Here is an 18,938-nt window from a genome sequence, read left to right on the forward strand (position 1 = left end):
GGATCTACACCTATCGCGACGTTGCCGATGCGCTCGTGGGGTCGGGCATCATGGCTAAAGACGGAGAGGTCTACACCTTGAACGTCGATGCCGCCGTGGAAGCGATGCTTGCTGACCGTACATGGGCGGACCTCGGTTACACCGCGGGATACGGCCAGTTCCGCATCGATAGCACCGATCCGGCGGAGTCCAACTCGGGTAACGAGTGGGCAGCGCTCGTCGCGAACTCGCTGGCGGGCGGCCAGCCGGCTTCCGTCGAGAGCATCGACACGAATGCGGGGTCCATCCGAAAGATCTTCGCGAAGTCCGGCTGGATGGAGACGAGCTCTGAGGACTCCTTCCGTCAGTTTCTGACGCTCGGTGAGGGGTCGAAGCCCATGATGGTTGGCTATGAGAGCCAAGTGCTCGACCTGTCGGTCAACGAGCCCGATCTGTTCGCACAGGTGGCCGATAACCTGGTGGTCGCCTACACAACGCCGACCGTGTGGTCGACGCATGTGATCATGGCGCTCGACGAAGCGGGCGAGCAGCTGACCGAGTTCTTGATGAGCGATGAGGTGCAGAAGCTCGCGTGGGAGCGCCACGGGTTCCGGGGAGCCTCGCAGCTCGGCACCGACAGCGCTGAGCGCTTCGGCGTCGCCGGCATCGCCGAGCGCGTGCCCGCTGCGGTTGAGCTGCCCGCACCGGCAGCTATGGGCCGGCTGATCGAGGTCGTGAGCGGCTCGTAGGGGCCCTGCGCATATCTATACGATTTCGGCGCCATGCCGAGACGAGGAGGTTTGCCATGTCCGACACTCAGCTAGACACAACGGATTCTCAGATGAAGAGGATCAGCCTTGCGGATATCGCCGCCTCGCAGGGGGTGACATTGCAGCAACAGGCGGAGCCCGTCGCCCTTGAGCGTGCGCCTGTGGTTGCGCTGTCCGATGAGGACCAGGCGCGCGCCCATGAGATTGCGCGCGGCATCGATTTCATGAAGTCGGGTATCGAGAGCACCTATGCGCGCGACGCGCAGCGCTCGATGTCTGATTTTGCCGACGACGTGCTCTCCCGCACGTCGAGCAAGTCGACAGGTGAGGCCGGCAAGCTGCTGCGCGAGCTGCTGACCGATGTCGAGAGCGCTGAGCTCTCCGGTGTGAAGCAGGTTCCCATCATCGGTAAGGTCGTCGTCGGCATCGACAAGCTGCGTCGCACCTATCAGAAGGTATCGCCCCAGGTCGATGAGGTCGTGGAGAAGCTCGAGCGCGCCCAGGCGCAGATGATTGCCGACATCGCCATGTACGACACCATGTACCAGCGCAACGTCGAGCAGTACCGCTCGCTCAAGGTTTACATCGCTGCCGGCCACGAGGCGCTTGGAGCGTTTCGCTCGGAGCGGCTCCCGGCGCTCGAGGCGGAGGCGCAGGCATCTGGCGACGCGATGGGCGCGCAGGTGCTCAAGGACTTCAGGGACAAGCTCGACCGCTTCGAGAAGCGTCTGGACGATCTCGACCGCGTGAGCATCGTAAGCTTGCAAATGGCGCCGCAGATCAAGCTGCTGCAAAACGCCGACAAGAGCATCTCCGACAAGATCGACACGACGATCTCCACCACCATCCCGCTCTGGAAGTCGCAGATGGTGATCGCACTCGGCCTGGCTAACCAGAAGGCGGCGCTTACCCTCCAGAAGGACGTGGATGACACCACGAACAAGCTGCTGCGTGCCAACGCCGAGGCTCTGCAGCAAGGCGCGGTGGATGCCGAGCGCGCCACGCAGCGCGGCACCGTCGACGTGGAAACGCTCGAAGAGGTGAACAAGCGCCTGATCGACACGCTGCATGAGACGCTGAAGATTCAGCAGGAGGGCCGCGCTGCGCGCGCCGATGCGGAGGGCCGCATGCGCCAGATCGAGTCCGATCTGAAGACGGCACTGCTTGAGGCTGCGCGTTCCGAAGGGTAGCCTCGGGTCCCGTTCCACCGTTGCTCGCGACAGGCGCTTTGCAGGTCGGACATCTGCGAAGCGCCCCAGCTTCCCGGTTCCTCGGCAGATGTCATGATGCTCAGGGTGCGTTTTCTCGAGGCCATACGTGTCGGGTTCGCCGAACCCGATTGCATCCGCCTGTCTCCTGCGCACTCGTTTGCGCTTCTTGTGCCCAGTTGGCGTCGTCTCGATCAAGATGCATTCGATGTGGGAATACTGGCTTCAAAGGGAGGTTGTCTGCCTGCGGAGGGGCGTTATGGGATTACCGTTTTGGTTGTTTCTTGCCGTGACGCTTGCCATCTGCTGGGTTGCGGACAACCGGTGAGATGCTCGTGCCGTTGGGCTACGCCCGCGCGACAGAGGCCGATGCGCGACGCGGCGGGCGGGCGAACGAGCTGTGGACTCCCTGTACCATGAAGGCGGAACTCACCCGGTTAGGGGGCACGATATGACCAACCGAGGCCGTGGTATCGGCTATACGCTTGCAACAACGTTTAAGGGCATCGCGATCTCTGCCTGTATGCTCGCTGCCATGCTGGTAGGATGCGCGTCGCCGAGTGGGACCGATGCGGCCAAGGGCGTCTCCGCCCCACAGGGCTCTGCGGAGGTCTCTGCCGATCCCGCTGCGAGCGGGGAGGACGAGAAGGATTCCGATGGCTCGAAGCTCACGCCCGGCATCAACGTGATCAGGCATTCCGCGTACCTGCGCGCCCTGCCGCAGGGCGTCCTCGCCGGCGCCCATGCCGATGCGACCACCTCCGACGACATGATCGCGTGCGATCCGCGCTTCGCCGAGGCCCTTGCGGAAGGGGGTATCTCCACAGGCGATATCGCCTCGGCGTGCGGCGCCTCCTCCTTTGCCGAGGCCCTCGATGCCGATCCTTTGGGCACAACGGAGGCGATACGCCAGCTGCTCGAGCGGGCGGGCTACGAGGATAACTTCTCCAAGGGCACGCCCGTGTTCGGCGAGTCGCAGGGCGTTACGTTCACGATCAGCTTCGACGGCGGTGGGCTCGGCGCGATCGCCTACGCGCATTCCGAGGACTTCGACCAGGCATTCAAGCTCACCGTCGGCCTCGATGCCTATCGCGGGACGTTCGAATACGTGACCGACGTGCTTCCCACCGCGGCGGCGCTGAGGGATATCGTCCCGCAAGCCTTTGCGGAGTATGGTGCCGACACCTGGTAGATCGATACCGTGAAGTGGGGATATGCCCTCGCCTCCAGCGTGCGCACGCTATAATGCTTCCGGCATCGAGTCGGACGGAGGCATAAAGCTATGGAAAGCGCGCATATTCTCGACCCCGCGCCGCGGGCGTTCTTCTTCGATGTGGATGGCACACTCGTCTCCCATAAGACCAAGCGCGTCCCTCCCAGCACGGTCGAGGCTCTCGAGGAGCTGCGCCGCCGCGGTTGCAAGGTCTTCGTGGCGACCGGCCGCTCCATGAGCGAGTTCCATTTCCTGCCGCTTCAGGACCTCGAGTTCGACGGCTATGTTCTGGTGGGTGGCCAGGAAGCGCGTGATGCGCAGCGAAACGTTGTCTTCGCCGACCCCATCGTGGGTCACGACCTGGAGGTGCTCCACGAGGAATTCTACGCGCGTCGACGCCCCATCCTGTTTTACGAGTCGGTGCGCATGTATATCAATGTCGTGACCGATCACGTGCGCCAGGTGGAGGAGGAAGTCTCCACGCCGGTGCCCGCGATCGACGAGCCGGATCCGGAGATCCCGGTGCTCAAGGCCATCGTGTACGAGGACTCCCTGCGCGAGGACGATCTCATGGCGCGTCTTCCCGGCTGCAAGGCGACGCGCTGGCATCGTGGCGCTTACGACATCGTGCCTGCGCACGGCGGCAAGGTGGCGGGCATCAAGGCGCTGCTCGACCATTACGGCATTCCGCAGGAGCAGACCATGGCGTTTGGCGACGGCGAGAACGATGCCGACATGCTGAGGTTCGTGCGCATGGGCGTTTCCATGGGCAACGGGGACGCCGAGGCGAAAGCTGCTGCCGACTATATCTGCGGCGATATCGACGAGGACGGTCTCGCTCGCGCGCTGGAGCATTTCGGCCTGCTGTAGCGCGTCGCGGTATCAAGCAGGCGATCTTCCATTGAACGGTCGTTGCGCACCCGCTTGGCGGGCCGTTTGGCGCACCGCCGGGGCTTGCTAGGCTGTAACGGGTGTTGCTGCCGGGCTGTTCGGCGAGCCGCGCACGGTCGAGGCGAAGCTGACGGTCAGGGCAACCACAAAAAGGCCTAACACAGCCTGTTTTATGCAGGTGATTTGTTCGCAGAGGGCGGTGTGAGACAGGCGGGTGCTCAAATCTGCGACTTTTGAGATACCTTACAAGAACGGTGGGTAGATTGAGCGTCCGGAGGGCCGGAATTCTATACAGTCAGAATCGTAAATGCGCTGTTCAGATGAATTACGTATACATGACCAATGACCGAATCAATCAAGGCGCGATGCAACCCTCTCAAAAGTCGCACATTTGATCCGTGCATCTCACGCTGACGTAGCCTGCGGTGCAAAACCCGCATATTCATCCAAGGAAGACCCCAGCGCAGCACGATGGAGCCGCCCTAAGGGCGTCGAATCGCTAGCGGTTCCGTTCGCGCAACAGGCGCTTTGCCCGCTCGACCTTCCGGTCGCGCTCGGCAGTGTCCTCAGAGCAGAGCCGCTCGATGATATGACCGAACGTCGCTGCGAGGATCTGCTGGAAGATCGTGCCGCACATCACGGGAAACACGGTCTCGCCGGGAAAATACTGCGCGGCGAGCGTGGCACCCGACGAGATATTGCGCAGGCCGCAGTCGAAGCTCATGGTCACGAGCAGCGACTGGGAGCCGTGCATGAGGCGCGCGACCGCCAGGCCGATGAAGAACCCGCAGGTGGCAAACACCAAGATGAACAAGGCGACCTCCAGGCGCTGCAGGTTCATGTTGAGTACGTAGGCGCTCATCTTCGTGGAGTTGGCGGTGATGTTCAGCAGCATGAGCACGCGGCATGCAGGGCTCAGGGCGCCGGAGAGCTTCTCGTGTCCCCATCCGCGCGCGAGCTCGTTGACGGCCATGCCCGCAATCGCGGGCACTGCGATCATGAAGATCAGGTCGACGATCATGCCCATGACGTCGATATGCACGGTGGCTCCGAGCAGGAATGAGAGCGTAGCCGGGATCGTGAACGGCGAGAGCACCGTCGATACGAGGATTGCCGCCAGGCCGAGCGAGGTGTCGCCGCGATACATGTCGACCCACATGAAGCTCACGATGCCGATGGGTACGCTGTACTCGAGCACGATGCCGGTCACGAGGTCCATGTTGTCGCCGAATAGCAGCATGGCGCATGCATAGGCGAGGCCAGGCATGAGGACCATGATGACGCCGAGGATGATGAGCAGGTTCAAAGGATGGCGGAACACGCCGGCGAGCTGCTTGAAGGTGTTGTTGAGCGACCCCTGGAACGTCATGATGGCGAACATGATGGGCCCGAAGGTCGACACGGGACCGAAAGCCTGGGGGAGCAGGACGCCGAGCGCCACGCATAGGGGAACGAAAAACGTCATGTGCGACGAAAGGTACGACCCCATCTGGCGGTAACCCCGTGCGATCATCTGCGCGATATCCCCTTCCTCAACGGCTTGTCGTCGCGACGGCGCGGGCGGGCCCCGCTTTGCCGCAAGCTATGCTAGCGCACCCGTGTTACCGGTCGATTGCACCTTCGCTGCGCTTCACAAAACAAGGTGCGCACGCTAGACCGTGGCGCATCGGTCCGACGCTCTCGATGACGCTCCACCTCCGTAACGCTTCCGTCCATCCGGTCGGATAGGGGATTTGTCCGCTTCGTGCGTATAATTGGGGGCGAACAACAGCACGGCCCGCCGCAGCGGGCTCATCTTCTAGGAAGTGCCCCTATGCCTCGACCGCATATCCGGCACGGTGCGTCCTGCGCGCGCCGTGCATCATCATGCATCGCCCCCGCACCTCAAGCTCACAGGGCGGTGCATCATGTCCACGCTTAAGACATCCCATCGCTGGACCGTCGTCGATCGCGACGAGGCTGCCGAGCAGCGACTTGCCGTCGGTCTTGGCGTGGCGCCGCTCGTCGCGCGCATCATGGCGGCGCGCGGCATCCGCTCGGTGGAGGAGGGACGGCTGTTCCTCACGCCGTCGCTCGAGCGCGATTGGGCCGATCCGTCGTGCATCCCCGGCCTGTCCGACGTGGCCGATCGTGTGTGTGAGGCGCTCGACGCTCACGAGTCCATCGCGGTGTTCGGCGATTTCGACGTGGACGGCATCACCTCGACCTGCCTTCTCACCGAGGCGCTGCGCGCCCTGGGGGGCACGGTCCATCCCTTCATTCCCCATCGCTTCGAGGAGGGCTACGGCCTGACCGCGGCGGCGCTTGACCGCGTGGCGCAGGCGTGCCGCCCCTCGCTCATCGTGACGGTCGACAACGGCATCGCGGCGCGCGAGGAGGTTGCGGCTCTCACGGCCCGCGGCGTGGATATCGCCGTGACCGACCATCACGAACCGGCAGATCTGGTGCCCGTGGGCGTGCCCGTGGCTGATCCCAAGCTCGTTGCCGACAGCCCGAGCCGCGAGCTCGCCGGTGCGGGCGTGGCGCTCAAGCTCGTCCAGGTGCTGGGCGAGCGCCGCGACATGCCCGACCTGTGGCGTCGCTATACCGAGGTCGCGGCGCTCGGGACGGTGTCCGACATGATGCAGCTCACGCCCGAGAACCGCGCGCTGGTTGCCGAGGGTATCGCGCAGATGCGCGCCACCGCGCGCCCGGGCTTCATCGCGCTCGCGTCGCTTGCCCGTACGGACCTTGCCACCATCACCGCCGACTCGCTTTCGTTCTCGCTCATCCCGCGCCTCAACTCCGCGGGCCGCATGGCCGACCCGACCCTGGCACTCGACCTGCTACTCGCGACCGATCCCATCGAGGCAGGGCGCCTCGCCGCGGAGCTCGAGCGCATCAACCAGGAGCGCCGCGACATCGAGTCGAAGCTCGCCGACGAGGCCATCGACCTCGTGGAGCGCACCTATGACGGCAGCCGCGTCATCGTCGTGGGCGGCGAGGGTTGGCACGAGGGCGTGAAGGGCATCGTGGCGAGTCGTCTCACGAGCCGCTACCACGTGCCCGCGCTCATGTTCTCCATCGCTGACGGCATCGCACGTGGCTCGGGCCGTTCGGTCGGCTCGGTCAACCTGTTCGACGCGGTCGAGCAGTGTTCCGACGTGCTCATCCGCTTCGGCGGCCACGCGGGGGCGGTGGGCGTGACGCTCGACGCCTCGCGCCTCGACGAGTTCCGCGCCCGTCTTGCCGAGGTGCTTGACCACCTACCGGCCGAGCAGTTCGAGGACCGACGCGAGGTTACCGCCATGGTGGAGCTCTCGGAGCTCGATATCGACACCATCCAGGCCATCTCGGCGCTCGAGCCGTTCGGCCAGGGCAACAAGGTCCCGCTGCTCGGCGTGGCGGGCGTAACCATGGCCGATCGCGCAGCGGTGGGAAAGAGCGGCGAGCACATGCGCTTCGTTGCCACCGACGGCATCGCGAGCGTGCCCGCCATCATGTTCCGCGTGCCCGATATCGACGACCGCGTCGCATGCGATTCGGTCGTGGACCTCGTGTTCGAGGCGGTGGCCGAGCACTGGGCGGGCCGCGTGAAGCCGAAGCTCATGGTGAAGGACATCCTGTGCCACTCGTCTGACGACTCGTCGTGCGATATCACACCGGCGGGCGCCGTCGATGGGGATGCCGAGGTCGCAGACGCCGCCATGCTGCTCGATGCCGCCGATCCCGCGCCCGCGGCGGCAGACTCCGCCGCCTCGTCCGATCGCCGGCGCATGCTTTCCCGGCTTTCCTACGACGAGCTCACCCGCTCGCTTGTCCACTCGCTTATCGGGTCGGCGCGTCCGCATAAGACCCAGACCGAGGCGCTCGATGCCCTGGCGCAGGGCAAAGGCGTGCTCGCGGTCATGGGCACCGGGCGGGGCAAATCGCTGATCTTCCACGTGCATGCCGCGCGCGAGGCCATCCTGCGCGGGCGTGCGAGCGTGCTCGTGTACCCTCTGCGCGCGCTTGTGGCCGACCAATCGTTCCATCTCGTGAACGCGCTCTCCGATCTTGGCCTGCATGTCCAGGTCCTGACCGGCGGCACGCCCGTCGACCAGCGCGACCGCGCCTTTGCGCACCTGGCGCAGGGTGCCACCGACATCGTGCTCACCACACCGGAGTTTCTCGCCATCAACCGCGCGCGGTTCGCGCAGGCGGGCCGCATCGGGTTCGTGGTGATCGACGAGGCGCACCATGCGGGCATGGCACGCAGCGGGGAGCGCGACGCCTACCTCGATCTGCCGGACATCCTGGCCGCCCTCAACCGCCCGACGGTGCTCGCGACGACGGCCACCTGCGACGACCGCATCCTCTCCGAGATCCGCCGGCTTCTGCCCATCGATCGCATCGTGGTCGATGACGCCGTGCGCGAGAACCTACGCATGGAGGACGACCGCGACCTTGCGAGCAGGGAGAACCGCCTGGTATCCATTGTGGCGCTCGGCGAGAAATGCGTGGTGTACGTCAACTCGCGCGAGCAGGCCATGTCGCTTGCCGGCATGCTGCGCCGCCGCGTGCCCGAGCTCGCGAGCAAGATCGCCTTCTACCACGCCGGGCTCTCGCGCGACGACCGCCGCCGCGTCGAGGATGCCTTCCGCTCGGGCGAGCTGACCTGCATCGTGTCGACCTCGGCGTTCGGCGAGGGCGTCAACCTTCCCGACATCCGCCATGTCGTGCTGTACCACATGCCGTTCGGCGCCATCGAGTTCAACCAGATGAGCGGCCGTGCCGGGCGCGACGGCATGCCCGCCCTCATCCACCTGCTGTACTCGACGCGCGACGCGCGCATCAACGAGCGCCTGCTGGACATCGCGGCGCCCGAGCGCGAAGAGCTCGTCACGCTGTACCGCGCGCTGCAGACCATGTGGCGCTCCAACCGGACGCGCACCGGCCAGGACAGCTTTTCGGCAAGCGACCTCGACATCGCGCAGATGTGCCTTGCCATCGACGCGCGCTTCCCGGTCGACGAGCGGACGGTATCGTGCGGCCTCGCCGTGTTCGAGGAGCTCGGCTTCGCCTCCATCATGGGTTTCGATGACGGCAGGCGCATCCAGATGGCCGAACATCCGGGGCGCGTCGACCTCACGAGCTCCATCCGCTACCTCGAGGGCATCCATGCGCGCATGGAGTTCTCGGCGTTCAGGAGCTGGGCGCTCAGTGCGCCGGCATCTGATATGCTTGACCGTATCAACAGACCAATCACGCCTCAGGGCAGGTAAGAGGGGGACGCTATGGACGCCTCTGCGAACAAGGCGGCCGCCGCGCGGCCGATGAAGCACACGAACCAGAAGGGCGAGCTGCAGCCGACGTCCGCCCTCGTTCACTATGCGCACGCCGACGACCTGCCCTACGAGATCATGGCGGACAACTACGACAAGCTCGCGAACCTGGTGCGCAAGTACATGGGCGACGACGACCGCGCCAAGGTCGAGCACGCCTACTGCTTCGCGGCCGAAAAGCACGCCAAGCAGAAGCGCCGCAGCGGCGAGCTCTACATCAACCATCCCGTCGAGGTCGCCATCATCCTGGCGGAGCTCAAGATGGACTGCGATGTGGTCTGCGCGGCGCTGTTGCACGACACCGTGGAGGATACCGAGACCTCGCTTGCCGACGTGACCGAGCTGTTCGGCGAGACCGTCGCCGAACTCGTCGACGGCGTGACGAAGCTCACGAACATCGACGTCGACACGATGGACGAGAAGCAGGCGCTGAACCTGCGCAAGATGTTTCTGGCCATGAGCCGCGACATCCGCGTGGTCATCGTGAAGCTTGCCGACCGCCTGCACAACATGCGCACGCTCGCGGCGCTGCGGGAGGACCGTCGCCTGTTCAAGGCGCGCGAGACCATGGACGTCTACGCGCCGCTCGCCGACCGCCTGGGCATCTCGTCGATCAAGTGGGAGCTCGAGGACCTGTCGTTTTTCTACCTGGAGCCCGACGCCTACCAGCGCATCGCGCGCATGGTCGCCGAGAGCCGCGAGGTGCGCGAGCGCTTCCTCGCCGACACGATCAAGACGCTCGACGACGAGCTCAAGCGCGTCGGCCTCACCGGCTACCAGATCAACGGGCGCTCCAAGCACTACTGGTCCATCTACCAGAAGATGAAGCGCAAGGGCAAGGAGTTCTCCGAGATCTACGACCTCGTCGCGCTGCGCGTCATCACCAACTCCGTGGGCGACTGCTATTCCGCACTCGGCGCGGTCCACACGCTGTGGCACCCCATGCCCGGGCGCTTCAAGGACTACATCGCCATGCCGAAGCTCAACAACTACCAGTCGCTGCACACGACGGTCATCGGCCCCACGGCGCGTCCGCTCGAGATCCAGATCCGCACCTACGAGATGCACGAGCAAGCCGAGTACGGCATCGCCGCCCACTGGCTCTACAAGCGCTCGGGCGGATCGAGCGCATCGAAGTCCAACGAGGCGCAGCGCCTGGACGACCAGATCAACATGCTCAAGCACTCGCTCGACTGGGCCGCCTCCGACGAGATCGACGACGCGAAGGAGTTCCTGCACACCCTCAAGGCCGACCTCTACGACCAGGAGATCTTCGTCTTCACGCCGAAGGGCGAGGTCATGAGCCTGCGCGTGGGGTCCACCCCGCTCGATTTCGCCTACGCGGTCCACACCGAGGTGGGCAACCACTGCGTGGGCGCGAAGGTGAACGGCGTGGTGGCACCGCTGTCGCACGAGCTCGTGACGGGCGATCGCGTCGAGATCATGACGAACAAGGCGGCGAAGCCCTCACGCGACTGGCTGAACATCGTGCGCACGCCGTCGGCCAAGTCGAAGATCCGCCGCTACTTCGCCGCTGCGACCAAAGACGACGATGCGGCCGCCGGTCGCGACCTGCTCGCCAAGGACCTGCGCAAGCGCGGCTACGGCATCTCGACGCCGCGCACGACGCGCGCGCTGAACGCCGTCGCCGAGCAGATCAACTACAAGCGCATCGAGGACATCTTCGCCGCCATCGGTTCGGGCAAGCTCGCCGTCCGCATGGTCGGCAACAAGGTGCAGCAGATCCTCGACCCCGCGCCCGAGACCCCCGCATCCAAGGCCGAGGCTATCGCCGAGACGGTCAACCAGCCGGCGCGCGGCTCCAACCGCCGCCCGCGCGAGGGCGGAACGTCGAAAAGCGGCGTGGTCGTCAAGGGCGGCCACACGGCCGATCTGCTCGTGCGCCTCGCGCACTGCTGCAACCCGGTGGCGGGCGACGACATCGTCGGATTCATCACGCGCGGCCGCGGCGTCTCGGTGCACCGTGCGAACTGCCCGAACGTGAAGGGCCTCATGGAGCACCCCGAGCGCATGATCGAGGTCGAGTGGGACAGCGCCGCCGACGCCCTGTTCCAGGTGGAGATCGTCGTGGAGTGCCTCGATCGCATGGGCCTGCTCAAGGACGTCACGATCGCCATCGGCGAGGTGGGCGGCAACATCCTGTCCGCAGCGACCTCGACCGACCGCGAGGGCGTGGCGACGCTGCGCTTCCTCGTCGAGATCTCCGACGCGAGCGGCCTGGAGCCCCTGTTCGACGCCATCTCCGCCGTCGAGAGCGTCTACGACGTGCGGCGCCTCATGCCCGGCGAGGGCGGCGCCCAGATGAAGCGCCGGCGCTGAGCCGGCCGCCTGCGACCTGTCTTCATGCCCCGCGGGAGCTCCCGCGGGGCATTTCTTCTGAAAGGAGATCATCTTATGACTGCAACGTCCTCTCCTGATTCCGCATTCGCGCTCGACCTCACCCCGCACGGCACGCTTGCGATCGAGGTCGTCGAGAACGGCCCCATCCAGACGAACACCTACTTCGCGATCTCCGGCGATGAGGCCGTGGTGATCGATCCCGCCTGGGAGGGGGGCAAGCTCGCGGCGCACTTCGCCGAGGCCCACCCGGACGCGCGGATCGTCGCGCTCGTGTGCACCCACGGGCATTCCGACCACACGGGCGGGCTTGCCGGCATGAGGGACGCGCTCGGCGAGCAGGTGCCCTTCATCATCAGCGCGGACGACGCGGCGCTGGTCGATCAGCACATCGTGTGGTTCCGCGAGAACTGGGGCATCGAGACCGAGCAGCCGCCGGCGCCCGACCGCCTGCTTGCGGAGGGCGATACCATCGCGTTCGGCGACGTGCGCATGCAGGTCATCGCGACGCCCGGCCACACGCCGGGCGGCATCGTGCTGTTCTGCGCGACCGAAGAGGGCGACGTCGCTTTCTGCGGCGACACCCTCTTCCCGGGAAGCCATGGGCGCACCGACCTGCCGGGCGGCAGCGAGACCACGATCATGCACTCGCTGGCCCATCTGTTCCGCCTGCTGCCCGAAGACACGATCTGCCTGTGCGGCCACGGTCCTTCCACGACGGTCGCCGCGGAGCTCGAGAACAACCCGTTCGTGCGCCGCGCGCTGCGCACGGGCTACTAGGGGCCATCGCTTGGAAGACGGCGCCGGGCGGGGTGGCGAGTCGGGTAAAATCGTGCGCCCGTGCGCCGCTTTGCGCCCGGTGGCCCTCACTGAGCTGGGGCGCCGCGCGTCCCGGTCGGCCCGCTGTCGGCTTTGCTCGGCATGCGGTTGGACGACGGCGAAAAACAAGACACCTCATCGACATCGCGAGATGCCTCCTCGCTACGCTGGGTCCCATCGTGTGGATCCGCTATACGAGGAGGCATCATCATGGAACGGAAGACCAAGGCATTCGGGGCGATCGAGCTGGCGGCAGATCGCCTGCACGACGAGATCGCGGCGGTGATCGATGCGGCGTTCGAGGAGTTCGTCGGCCACATCGACCCGGCGGTGCTCTATGTGAGGCGCCCCTCCGAGCGCGATTTCATGGCTGTCGAGATGTGCTTCAGCGAGTGGCTGGTGGTCGAGCGGCCGCTGCGAGACGGCCTCACGCCGCTGCAGCTCGCCGCGCAGATGCCGCCCGATGGTGTCGAGGCGGCGGATGTCCGCGCGCTCGAAGAGGTGGCGGCCTCGCAGTTCTTCTCGCGGTTCGCTATCTGCGGCAAGGACGTGCAGGCGGGCGTCGCGTCGCTGTGCGATGTCCGCAGCGGGGCGCTCTACGAGGTCCTGGCGCCGCACGTGTGCGAGAACGACCGGTGGCGCGACGGCTCGATCGCGCTGCGCATCGCCTGCGTGGATGGCCGGTGGCAGGAGGCCGGCAAGGTCGATCTTTACGACCGCTGCGCGCCGGGTCCGGTGACGCCCCTCTCCGCCGGGGAGGTGCATCCGGATGACGAGGACCTGCCCGAGGCGCTTCGCGCAAGCTACTATCTGCGGCTGGTCCGAGATCTGATGGGCATCGACGGCCTGTACCGCAAGACGGTGCGCATCGTGGACGCCGCCGCGTGATGCGGGCGCGCACGGGACGCCCTGGCGGCGGAGGCGGCGCGCGATACGGGCAACAGGCCGCAAAATGAAGGGTTGCGGGCCGGTGATGGCGGCCCATTTGCGATATCTGCCGGAACGGTCAGTGGTAAAATTGCCGAAGGTATTGGAGCAACCTAACAGGAGGTCTTCTTATGCTCGTTAATGCAGCAGAGATGCTCAAGAACGCCGAGGCGGGTCATTACGCCCTCGGTGCGTTCAACACCAACAACCTCGAGTGGACCCTTTCGATCCTGACCGCGGCCGAGGAGGCCAAGTCCCCGCTGATCATGCAGTGCACCGCCGGTGCCGCTAAGTGGATGGGCGGCTTCAAGGTGTGCGCCGACATGGTGAAGGCCGCCGCCGAGGCCCTGAACATCACCGTCCCTGTTGCGCTTCACCTCGATCATGGTTCGTATGAGGACTGCTTCAAGTGCATCGAGGCCGGCTTCACCTCCATCATGTATGACGGCTCGCACGAGGAGACCTTCCAGATCAACCTCGACCGCACCAAGGAGCTCGTGGAGCTCGCCCACTCCAAGGGCATCTCCATCGAGGCCGAGGTCGGCGGCATCGGTGGCGTCGAGGACGGCGTCGCCTCCAACGGCGAGCTCGCCGATCCTGCCGAGTGCAAGCAGATCGCCGACCTGGGTGTCGACTTCCTCGCGTGCGGCATCGGCAACATCCACGGCGTGTACCCGGCTGACTGGGCCGGTCTGTCCTTCGACCGTCTCGGCGAGATCAAGGCCGAGGTCGGCGACCTGCCGCTCGTCCTGCACGGCGGCACCGGCATCCCCGTTGACCAGATCCAGAAGGCCATCTCCATGGGCGTCTCCAAGATCAACGTCAACACCGACCTGCAGCTCGTCTTCGCTGCCGCGACCCGCGAGTACATCGAGGCCGGCAAGGACCAGCAGGGCAAGGGCTACGATCCGCGCAAGCTCCTGAAGCCCGGCCGCGACGCCATCGTCGCCCGCACCAAGGAGCTCATGGAGGAGTTCGGCTCTGTGAACAAGGCGTAGCGCCCGCTCATACGTAACTCTTCGGGGGCCTCGGATGTTTCCCGGCTCACGTCCTCGCCGCTACGCGGCTGCGGAAAGTGAGACGGGGAACTTCCGAGGCCCCCTTTGTCTACCTTGCTGGCGGGCGTTGCGACGTGTTGGGAGCGGGCGAGACTCGGGCGGGGGTTTGGGTTGCGGCGCTGCCGTTCGTGCGGGGGTGGCTGGAGTAGAATCGGGAGCGTGATCGATCGTGCTTCGCGGCCTTGGCCGCGGGCGTAGGGACAGGGGGAGCGATGGCTGTTCGGTTTGAGTATCCCGAGGCGGGGAAGCTGGTCGAGAAGGGGCCGGTCGGCAGCGCCGATGCGGTTTCCAATGATGACTTCCGGTTTTTGGCGCTGGGTTTGCCGGCGGAGATCGACCGGCTGAAGCAGGCGGGCTATCTGCGCCAGGCGATTTGCGCGTGCGATGCGCTGCTCGCCGGCAAGGTCAATCCCGAACTCGCGGCGTGCCTGCGCGCCGAGCGCCATCGCATGGGGCGCCTCGCCCAGCAGTTCTGCGTGACGCGCAAGGAGGCCCTCGAGGCAATCCGCACCGAGTGGCCCGATTTCAGCGAGAAGCGTCTGGACGACCTCATCGAGGCGAAGCGCATCGACTGGCGCTTCATCGACGGCGAGCAGCGCTTCCTGGCGAATTTCCTCGATTCCCTGCGGGTCTATCCCCGTGAGGTGCCCGGGCTCGCGCCGGCGGCGCCCACGGACACCGCCGCGCGCAACACCATGCTCGCCAAGATGCACGAGCACGGCGGCGCCTCGTGCGAGATCACGCTCAAGGCGACCATCGAGGTGCCGGGCGCCGCGGAGGGCGAGATGCTGCGCGCGTGGGTGCCCGTTCCCGCGGCCTGTCCGCAGCAGTCTGCCATCGAGGTGTTCGACTGGACGCCCGGCGTGATCGTCGCGGCGGAGGACGCGCCGGCGCGCACGGCGTTTTGGGGTTCTCGCAGCACGCGCGCCTTCGAGGCGACGTATCGCTACCGCATCGACGCCCCCTACGTCGACACGCTCGCGCCCGCGCCCGCCCGCCATGTCGTCGCCGACGATACGGTTACCGACGATAACCTGGCGGAGCTTTCTCCCCACATCGTGTTCACCCCGTACCTGTGCGTGCTGACCGAGCGCGTGGTGGCGGGCATCGAGCGCCCCATCGACCGGGCGCGCGCCATCTACGACTACATCACCATGAACGTCGACTACCGCTACCAGCCCGATTACGCGCAGCTGGACTGCATCCCCGACGGCTGCGCGAAATCGCTGCGCGGCGACTGCGGCGTCATGGCGCTGACATTCATCACCATGTGCCGCATCGCCGGCATCCCCGCGCGCTGGCAAAGCGGCCTGTACGTCGCCCCCGATCACGTGGGCCCGCACGACTGGGCGATGTTCTACACAGATGAGTTCGGGTGGCTGTGGGCCGATTGCTCATTCGGCTCATCGGCGCGTCGCGAGGGCGACGAGGGACGCCGCCTGCACTATTTCGGCAATCTCGATCCGTGGCGCATGGTGGCGAACAACCGCTTCCAGGCTGAGCTTTCCCCGGCATGCGACGGTGTGCGCTGGGACCCCTTCGACAACCAGATGGGGGAGGCCTCGGTGGACGGACGCGGGTGCGACCTGTGCGAGATGCGCCGTGCGATCGAACTCGTCGAAATGCGCGAGGTGTAGGCGGGCCGCGTATGCTACCATAGGTCGCGTGCTGTGCCCGAGTGGCGGAATTGGCAGACGCAGTGGACTCAAAATCCACCGATGGCGACATCGTGCGAGTTCGAGTCTCGCCTCGGGCACCATACAGATACGGTCAGGGCCCCTGCGATGGGGCCCTTTTCATATCCTGCCGCGCCCGCAGCCGGGCGCGGTGCGAGGAGGATCCATGAACATCCAGATCTTCGGCACCAAGAAGAGCTTCGATACGAAGAAGGCCCAGCGCTACTTCAAGGAGCGCCGCATCGCGTTCCAGTTCATCGACCTGAAGGAAAAGGGGATGAGCAAAGGCGAGCTCACGAGCGTCATACGCGCGGTCGGCGGGCTCGATGCCGTCGTCGACCCCAAGGCGAAAGACCAGGATACCGTGGCGCTCATCAGCTATCTCGCCGAGAGCCAGAAATTCGACAAGCTGCTCGAGAACCAGCAGGTGCTGCGCGAGCCCATCGTGCGCAACGGGCAGCGGGCGACGGTGGGCTATGTCCCCGAGGTCTGGAAGGGTTGGGAGTAGCGGCGCCTGCATGAGGCGCGAGCCCTGCGCACGGCACCTATGGCGAAAGCGTGGAGGGGTGTCGTACCGAGCCGGATGTGCTAGTATAGCCAACGCACTGATTCCAGTGCCTATCGAAAGTGGGACGTTCGTCCCCACCTTTCGGCGCCTGTAAGGTAGCTGTCTGGTTGCACAACGAAAGATCTGGACGAGTCGCTCGTCTGTTGCTCTGTGTACCCGGATGCCGCCTGTAGGGCATTCGGGTTTTGTTTTGTCTCTCAAGAAGGAGGTTGGGACAATAGCTAAGTCTGATGCCACCCGCATCAACGGGGAGATCACCGCGACCACGTGCCGTCTCATCGGCGTCGATGGCTCGCAGCTCGGCCTGTTCGGCATCCGCGACGCCCAGCGCGTCGCCGACGAGCAGGGGCTCGACCTGGTGGAGATCGCGCCGAATGCGGAACCCCCTGTGTGCAGGGTCATGGATTACGGCAAGTTCAAGTACCAGCAGGCCATGAAGGCCAAGCAGGCTCGCAAGAACCAATCGCGAGTCGAGGTCAAGGAAATGAAGTTCCGGCCGAAGATCGATGTGGGCGATTACGAGACCAAGAAGGGTCACGTGATGCGCTTCCTGAAGAAGGGCGCCCGCGTCAAGGTCACCATCATGTTCCGTGGCCGCGAGATGGCCCATCCCGAGCAGGGTCTCAATGTGCTCGAGCGCCTGGCGGCCGACCTCAAGCCGTACGCCACGGTCGAGAGCGCGCCCAAACTCGAGGGACGCAACATGCTCATGCTCCTCGCTCCCATCAAGGGCGCCTTCGACAATGTCGATGGCGGCGAGGACGCAGCCAAGAAATAGCGTAGGCAACCGATAAAGGAGAAGTCTCATGCCTAAGATGAAGTCTCACAGCGGCACCAAGAAGCGTTTCCGCCGCACCGGTACGGGCAAGCTCATGCGCGCCAAGGCGTTCAAGAGCCACATCCTGACCAAGAAGACCACCAAGCGCAAGCGCAACTTCCGCCAGGAGGGCGAGATCGCCGCTGCCGACAAGAAGGTCGTCACCGCCCGTCTTGCCGGCCGCTAATCCGATATTGAATCCGTACGACATTCCATCTGACTAGGAGTTGATTAGATATGGCACGTGTGAAGCGCGCTGTGAGCGCCAAGAAGAAGCGCCGTACTGTTATGAGCCGTGCGAAGGGTTACTACGGTGCCGCTTCGCGTACGTACAAGCATGCTAAAGAGCAGGTCCAGCACTCCCTGCAGTACCAGTACCGCGATCGTCGCAACAAGAAGCGCGAGATCCGCAGCCTCTGGATCACCCGTATCAACGCCGCCGCGCGTCTGAACGACCTGTCCTACTCCCAGTTCATGCACGGCCTGAAGGTCGCTGGCATCGACCTGGACCGCAAGGTGCTCGCCCAGATGGCCTACGAGGACACCGAGTCCTTCAACGAGCTGGCCGCCATTGCCAAGAAGGCGCTCGAGGCCTAAGGCTTCTCCAACATATGCAATGAGACGAAACGGGGTGCGCACGCGCCCCGTTTTCGTATAGAGAGGGTGCGGTGGCGGCCGTACTATCCTCGAGCTTTCAAGAGGGGGAGTGATGCGAGCCTAACGTGGGAGTCGCCGGTCGCGGAACAGAGAGGCTGCAGCACTGCATGCCTGTGGGCGAGCGCTGCGCAAACGCGATGCCGTCACGCCATCCAACCGCCCCGCTGGAGCATTCCCGATACCAACAATCTTTACCAACTGTTATTCCACGGGATATACCGGGCCGGATCCAGTAAGAAGATCGTAAGTTATGTAGGAAATGTGTAAGCCCGGATTCCCGCCCCCGCGGGCCCCGCCGAGTGGCAATATATCTCCCTGCCGCGCGGGTCAACCCGCGGCGGGCACCTTGAGAACCGGATACCGCGGGCAGGCCGAGAGAGGCCTGCCGAGACGGAACAGAGGCCATTTCACATGGCCGAAAGTTCGATCATGTACCTATAAACGGTAAGCGTGGTGAGACGAAGTCGAACCCGTTTCCTTTCCAGTGCAGACCGAAACTTCACGCACCATTATATGAGATGGATCCGATCGGCGTCATGCCGGCCGGATGCGGGCTCGCGCCCGATACGCCCCTTCCACGGGGGCTCATTGGACGGAGAGTTCGATCCTGGCTCAGGATGAACGCTGGCGGCGCGCCTAACACATGCAAGTCGAACGGCACCCGCCCTCGGGCGGAAGCGAGTGGCGAACGGCT

15 protein-coding genes, 1 tRNA gene and 1 rRNA gene are annotated in these 18,938 nt (G+C 65.1%); 16 read left to right on the top strand and 1 reads right to left on the bottom strand.

What is annotated here, in order from left to right; all coding sequences use genetic code 11:
- From H6A21_RS09530 to H6A21_RS09545, 4 genes are all read left to right on the top strand, one after another.
- Positions 1 to 728, top strand: a 728-nt coding sequence (locus H6A21_RS09530; RefSeq protein WP_204562511.1) for a hypothetical protein, incomplete at its 5' end; no start/stop codon positions are given.
- A gap of 92 nt (positions 729 to 820) precedes the next feature.
- Complete coding sequence (locus H6A21_RS09535) at positions 821 to 1,939, top strand: toxic anion resistance protein (RefSeq protein WP_204562512.1); 1,119 nt, start codon at positions 821 to 823, stop codon at positions 1,937 to 1,939.
- 469 nt (positions 1,940 to 2,408) lie between these two features.
- Entirely contained in the window at positions 2,409 to 3,149 is a 741-nt protein-coding gene (locus H6A21_RS09540) for a hypothetical protein (RefSeq protein WP_204562513.1), read from the top strand.
- A gap of 90 nt (positions 3,150 to 3,239) precedes the next feature.
- A complete protein-coding gene (locus H6A21_RS09545) occupies positions 3,240 to 4,040 on the top strand; it encodes a Cof-type HAD-IIB family hydrolase (protein ID WP_204562514.1) in 801 nt (266 codons plus the stop codon).
- Between the two features lie 520 nt (positions 4,041 to 4,560).
- Here the strand turns inward: H6A21_RS09545 and H6A21_RS09550 are convergent.
- Positions 4,561 to 5,574, bottom strand: a complete 1,014-nt coding sequence (locus H6A21_RS09550; protein ID WP_204562515.1) for a bile acid:sodium symporter family protein — start codon at positions 5,572 to 5,574, stop codon at positions 4,561 to 4,563.
- Positions 5,575 to 5,968: 394 nt separating this feature from the next.
- Here H6A21_RS09550 and recJ point away from each other — a divergent pair, with 394 nt between their 5' ends.
- The 12 genes from recJ to H6A21_RS09610 form a co-directional block, all read left to right on the top strand.
- Complete coding sequence (gene recJ / locus H6A21_RS09555; RefSeq protein ID WP_204562516.1) at positions 5,969 to 9,304, top strand: single-stranded-DNA-specific exonuclease RecJ; 3,336 nt, start codon at positions 5,969 to 5,971, stop codon at positions 9,302 to 9,304.
- Between the two features lie 12 nt (positions 9,305 to 9,316).
- A complete protein-coding gene (locus H6A21_RS09560; RefSeq protein WP_428840762.1) occupies positions 9,317 to 11,704 on the top strand; it encodes a RelA/SpoT family protein in 2,388 nt (795 codons plus the stop codon).
- 75 nt (positions 11,705 to 11,779) lie between these two features.
- The gene (locus H6A21_RS09565) at positions 11,780 to 12,502 is read left to right on the top strand and encodes an MBL fold metallo-hydrolase (protein WP_204562517.1); all 723 of its coding nucleotides are present in this window, start codon (positions 11,780 to 11,782) and stop codon (positions 12,500 to 12,502) included.
- A gap of 249 nt (positions 12,503 to 12,751) precedes the next feature.
- Entirely contained in the window at positions 12,752 to 13,429 is a 678-nt protein-coding gene (locus H6A21_RS09570) for a hypothetical protein (RefSeq protein WP_204562518.1), read from the top strand.
- Positions 13,430 to 13,599: 170 nt separating this feature from the next.
- A complete protein-coding gene (gene fba / locus H6A21_RS09575) occupies positions 13,600 to 14,466 on the top strand; it encodes a class II fructose-1,6-bisphosphate aldolase (protein ID WP_204562519.1) in 867 nt (288 codons plus the stop codon).
- Positions 14,467 to 14,738: 272 nt separating this feature from the next.
- Complete coding sequence (locus tag H6A21_RS09580; protein WP_204562520.1) at positions 14,739 to 16,163, top strand: transglutaminase-like domain-containing protein; 1,425 nt, start codon at positions 14,739 to 14,741, stop codon at positions 16,161 to 16,163.
- A gap of 35 nt (positions 16,164 to 16,198) precedes the next feature.
- A tRNA-Leu gene (locus H6A21_RS09585) sits at positions 16,199 to 16,285 on the top strand.
- 83 nt (positions 16,286 to 16,368) lie between these two features.
- Entirely contained in the window at positions 16,369 to 16,710 is a 342-nt protein-coding gene (locus H6A21_RS09590; protein ID WP_204562521.1) for an arsenate reductase family protein, read from the top strand.
- 250 nt (positions 16,711 to 16,960) lie between these two features.
- Positions 16,961 to 17,548 carry a translation initiation factor IF-3 gene (infC, locus tag H6A21_RS09595; protein ID WP_239462797.1) on the top strand — a complete coding sequence of 196 codons (588 nt, stop codon included), beginning with the start codon at positions 16,961 to 16,963 and terminating at the stop codon, positions 17,546 to 17,548.
- A 28-nt stretch (positions 17,549 to 17,576) separates the two neighbouring features.
- Positions 17,577 to 17,774, top strand: coding sequence for a 50S ribosomal protein L35 (rpmI, locus tag H6A21_RS09600; protein ID WP_085830656.1), 198 nt, complete (start codon positions 17,577 to 17,579; stop codon positions 17,772 to 17,774).
- Positions 17,775 to 17,824: 50 nt separating this feature from the next.
- Positions 17,825 to 18,184, top strand: a complete 360-nt coding sequence (gene rplT, locus H6A21_RS09605) for a 50S ribosomal protein L20 (RefSeq protein WP_204562523.1) — start codon at positions 17,825 to 17,827, stop codon at positions 18,182 to 18,184.
- A 649-nt stretch (positions 18,185 to 18,833) separates the two neighbouring features.
- A 16S ribosomal RNA gene (locus tag H6A21_RS09610) occupies positions 18,834 to 18,938 on the top strand; the annotation flags it as partial.

Origin of the sequence: Collinsella tanakaei (genome assembly GCF_016902615.1) — a bacterium.
Lineage (GTDB): Bacteria > Actinomycetota > Coriobacteriia > Coriobacteriales > Coriobacteriaceae > Collinsella > Collinsella tanakaei_A.

What these genes read in the sequence shown, in the direction of transcription:
- H6A21_RS09535 (WP_204562512.1), top strand. Translation starts at nt 821, where the DNA reads ATGAAGAGGATCAGCCTTGCGGATATCGCCGCCTCGCAGGGGGTGACA.
- H6A21_RS09540 (WP_204562513.1), top strand. Translation starts at nt 2,409, where the DNA reads ATGACCAACCGAGGCCGTGGTATCGGCTATACGCTTGCAACAACGTTT.
- H6A21_RS09545 (WP_204562514.1), top strand. Translation starts at nt 3,240, where the DNA reads ATGGAAAGCGCGCATATTCTCGACCCCGCGCCGCGGGCGTTCTTCTTC.
- H6A21_RS09550 (WP_204562515.1), bottom strand. Translation starts at nt 5,574, where the DNA reads ATGATCGCACGGGGTTACCGCCAGATGGGGTCGTACCTTTCGTCGCAC.
- recJ (WP_204562516.1), top strand. Translation starts at nt 5,969, where the DNA reads ATGTCCACGCTTAAGACATCCCATCGCTGGACCGTCGTCGATCGCGAC.
- H6A21_RS09560 (WP_428840762.1), top strand. Translation starts at nt 9,317, where the DNA reads ATGGACGCCTCTGCGAACAAGGCGGCCGCCGCGCGGCCGATGAAGCAC.
- H6A21_RS09565 (WP_204562517.1), top strand. Translation starts at nt 11,780, where the DNA reads ATGACTGCAACGTCCTCTCCTGATTCCGCATTCGCGCTCGACCTCACC.
- H6A21_RS09570 (WP_204562518.1), top strand. Translation starts at nt 12,752, where the DNA reads ATGGAACGGAAGACCAAGGCATTCGGGGCGATCGAGCTGGCGGCAGAT.
- fba (WP_204562519.1), top strand. Translation starts at nt 13,600, where the DNA reads ATGCTCGTTAATGCAGCAGAGATGCTCAAGAACGCCGAGGCGGGTCAT.
- H6A21_RS09580 (WP_204562520.1), top strand. Translation starts at nt 14,739, where the DNA reads ATGGCTGTTCGGTTTGAGTATCCCGAGGCGGGGAAGCTGGTCGAGAAG.
- H6A21_RS09590 (WP_204562521.1), top strand. Translation starts at nt 16,369, where the DNA reads ATGAACATCCAGATCTTCGGCACCAAGAAGAGCTTCGATACGAAGAAG.
- rpmI (WP_085830656.1), top strand. Translation starts at nt 17,577, where the DNA reads ATGCCTAAGATGAAGTCTCACAGCGGCACCAAGAAGCGTTTCCGCCGC.
- rplT (WP_204562523.1), top strand. Translation starts at nt 17,825, where the DNA reads ATGGCACGTGTGAAGCGCGCTGTGAGCGCCAAGAAGAAGCGCCGTACT.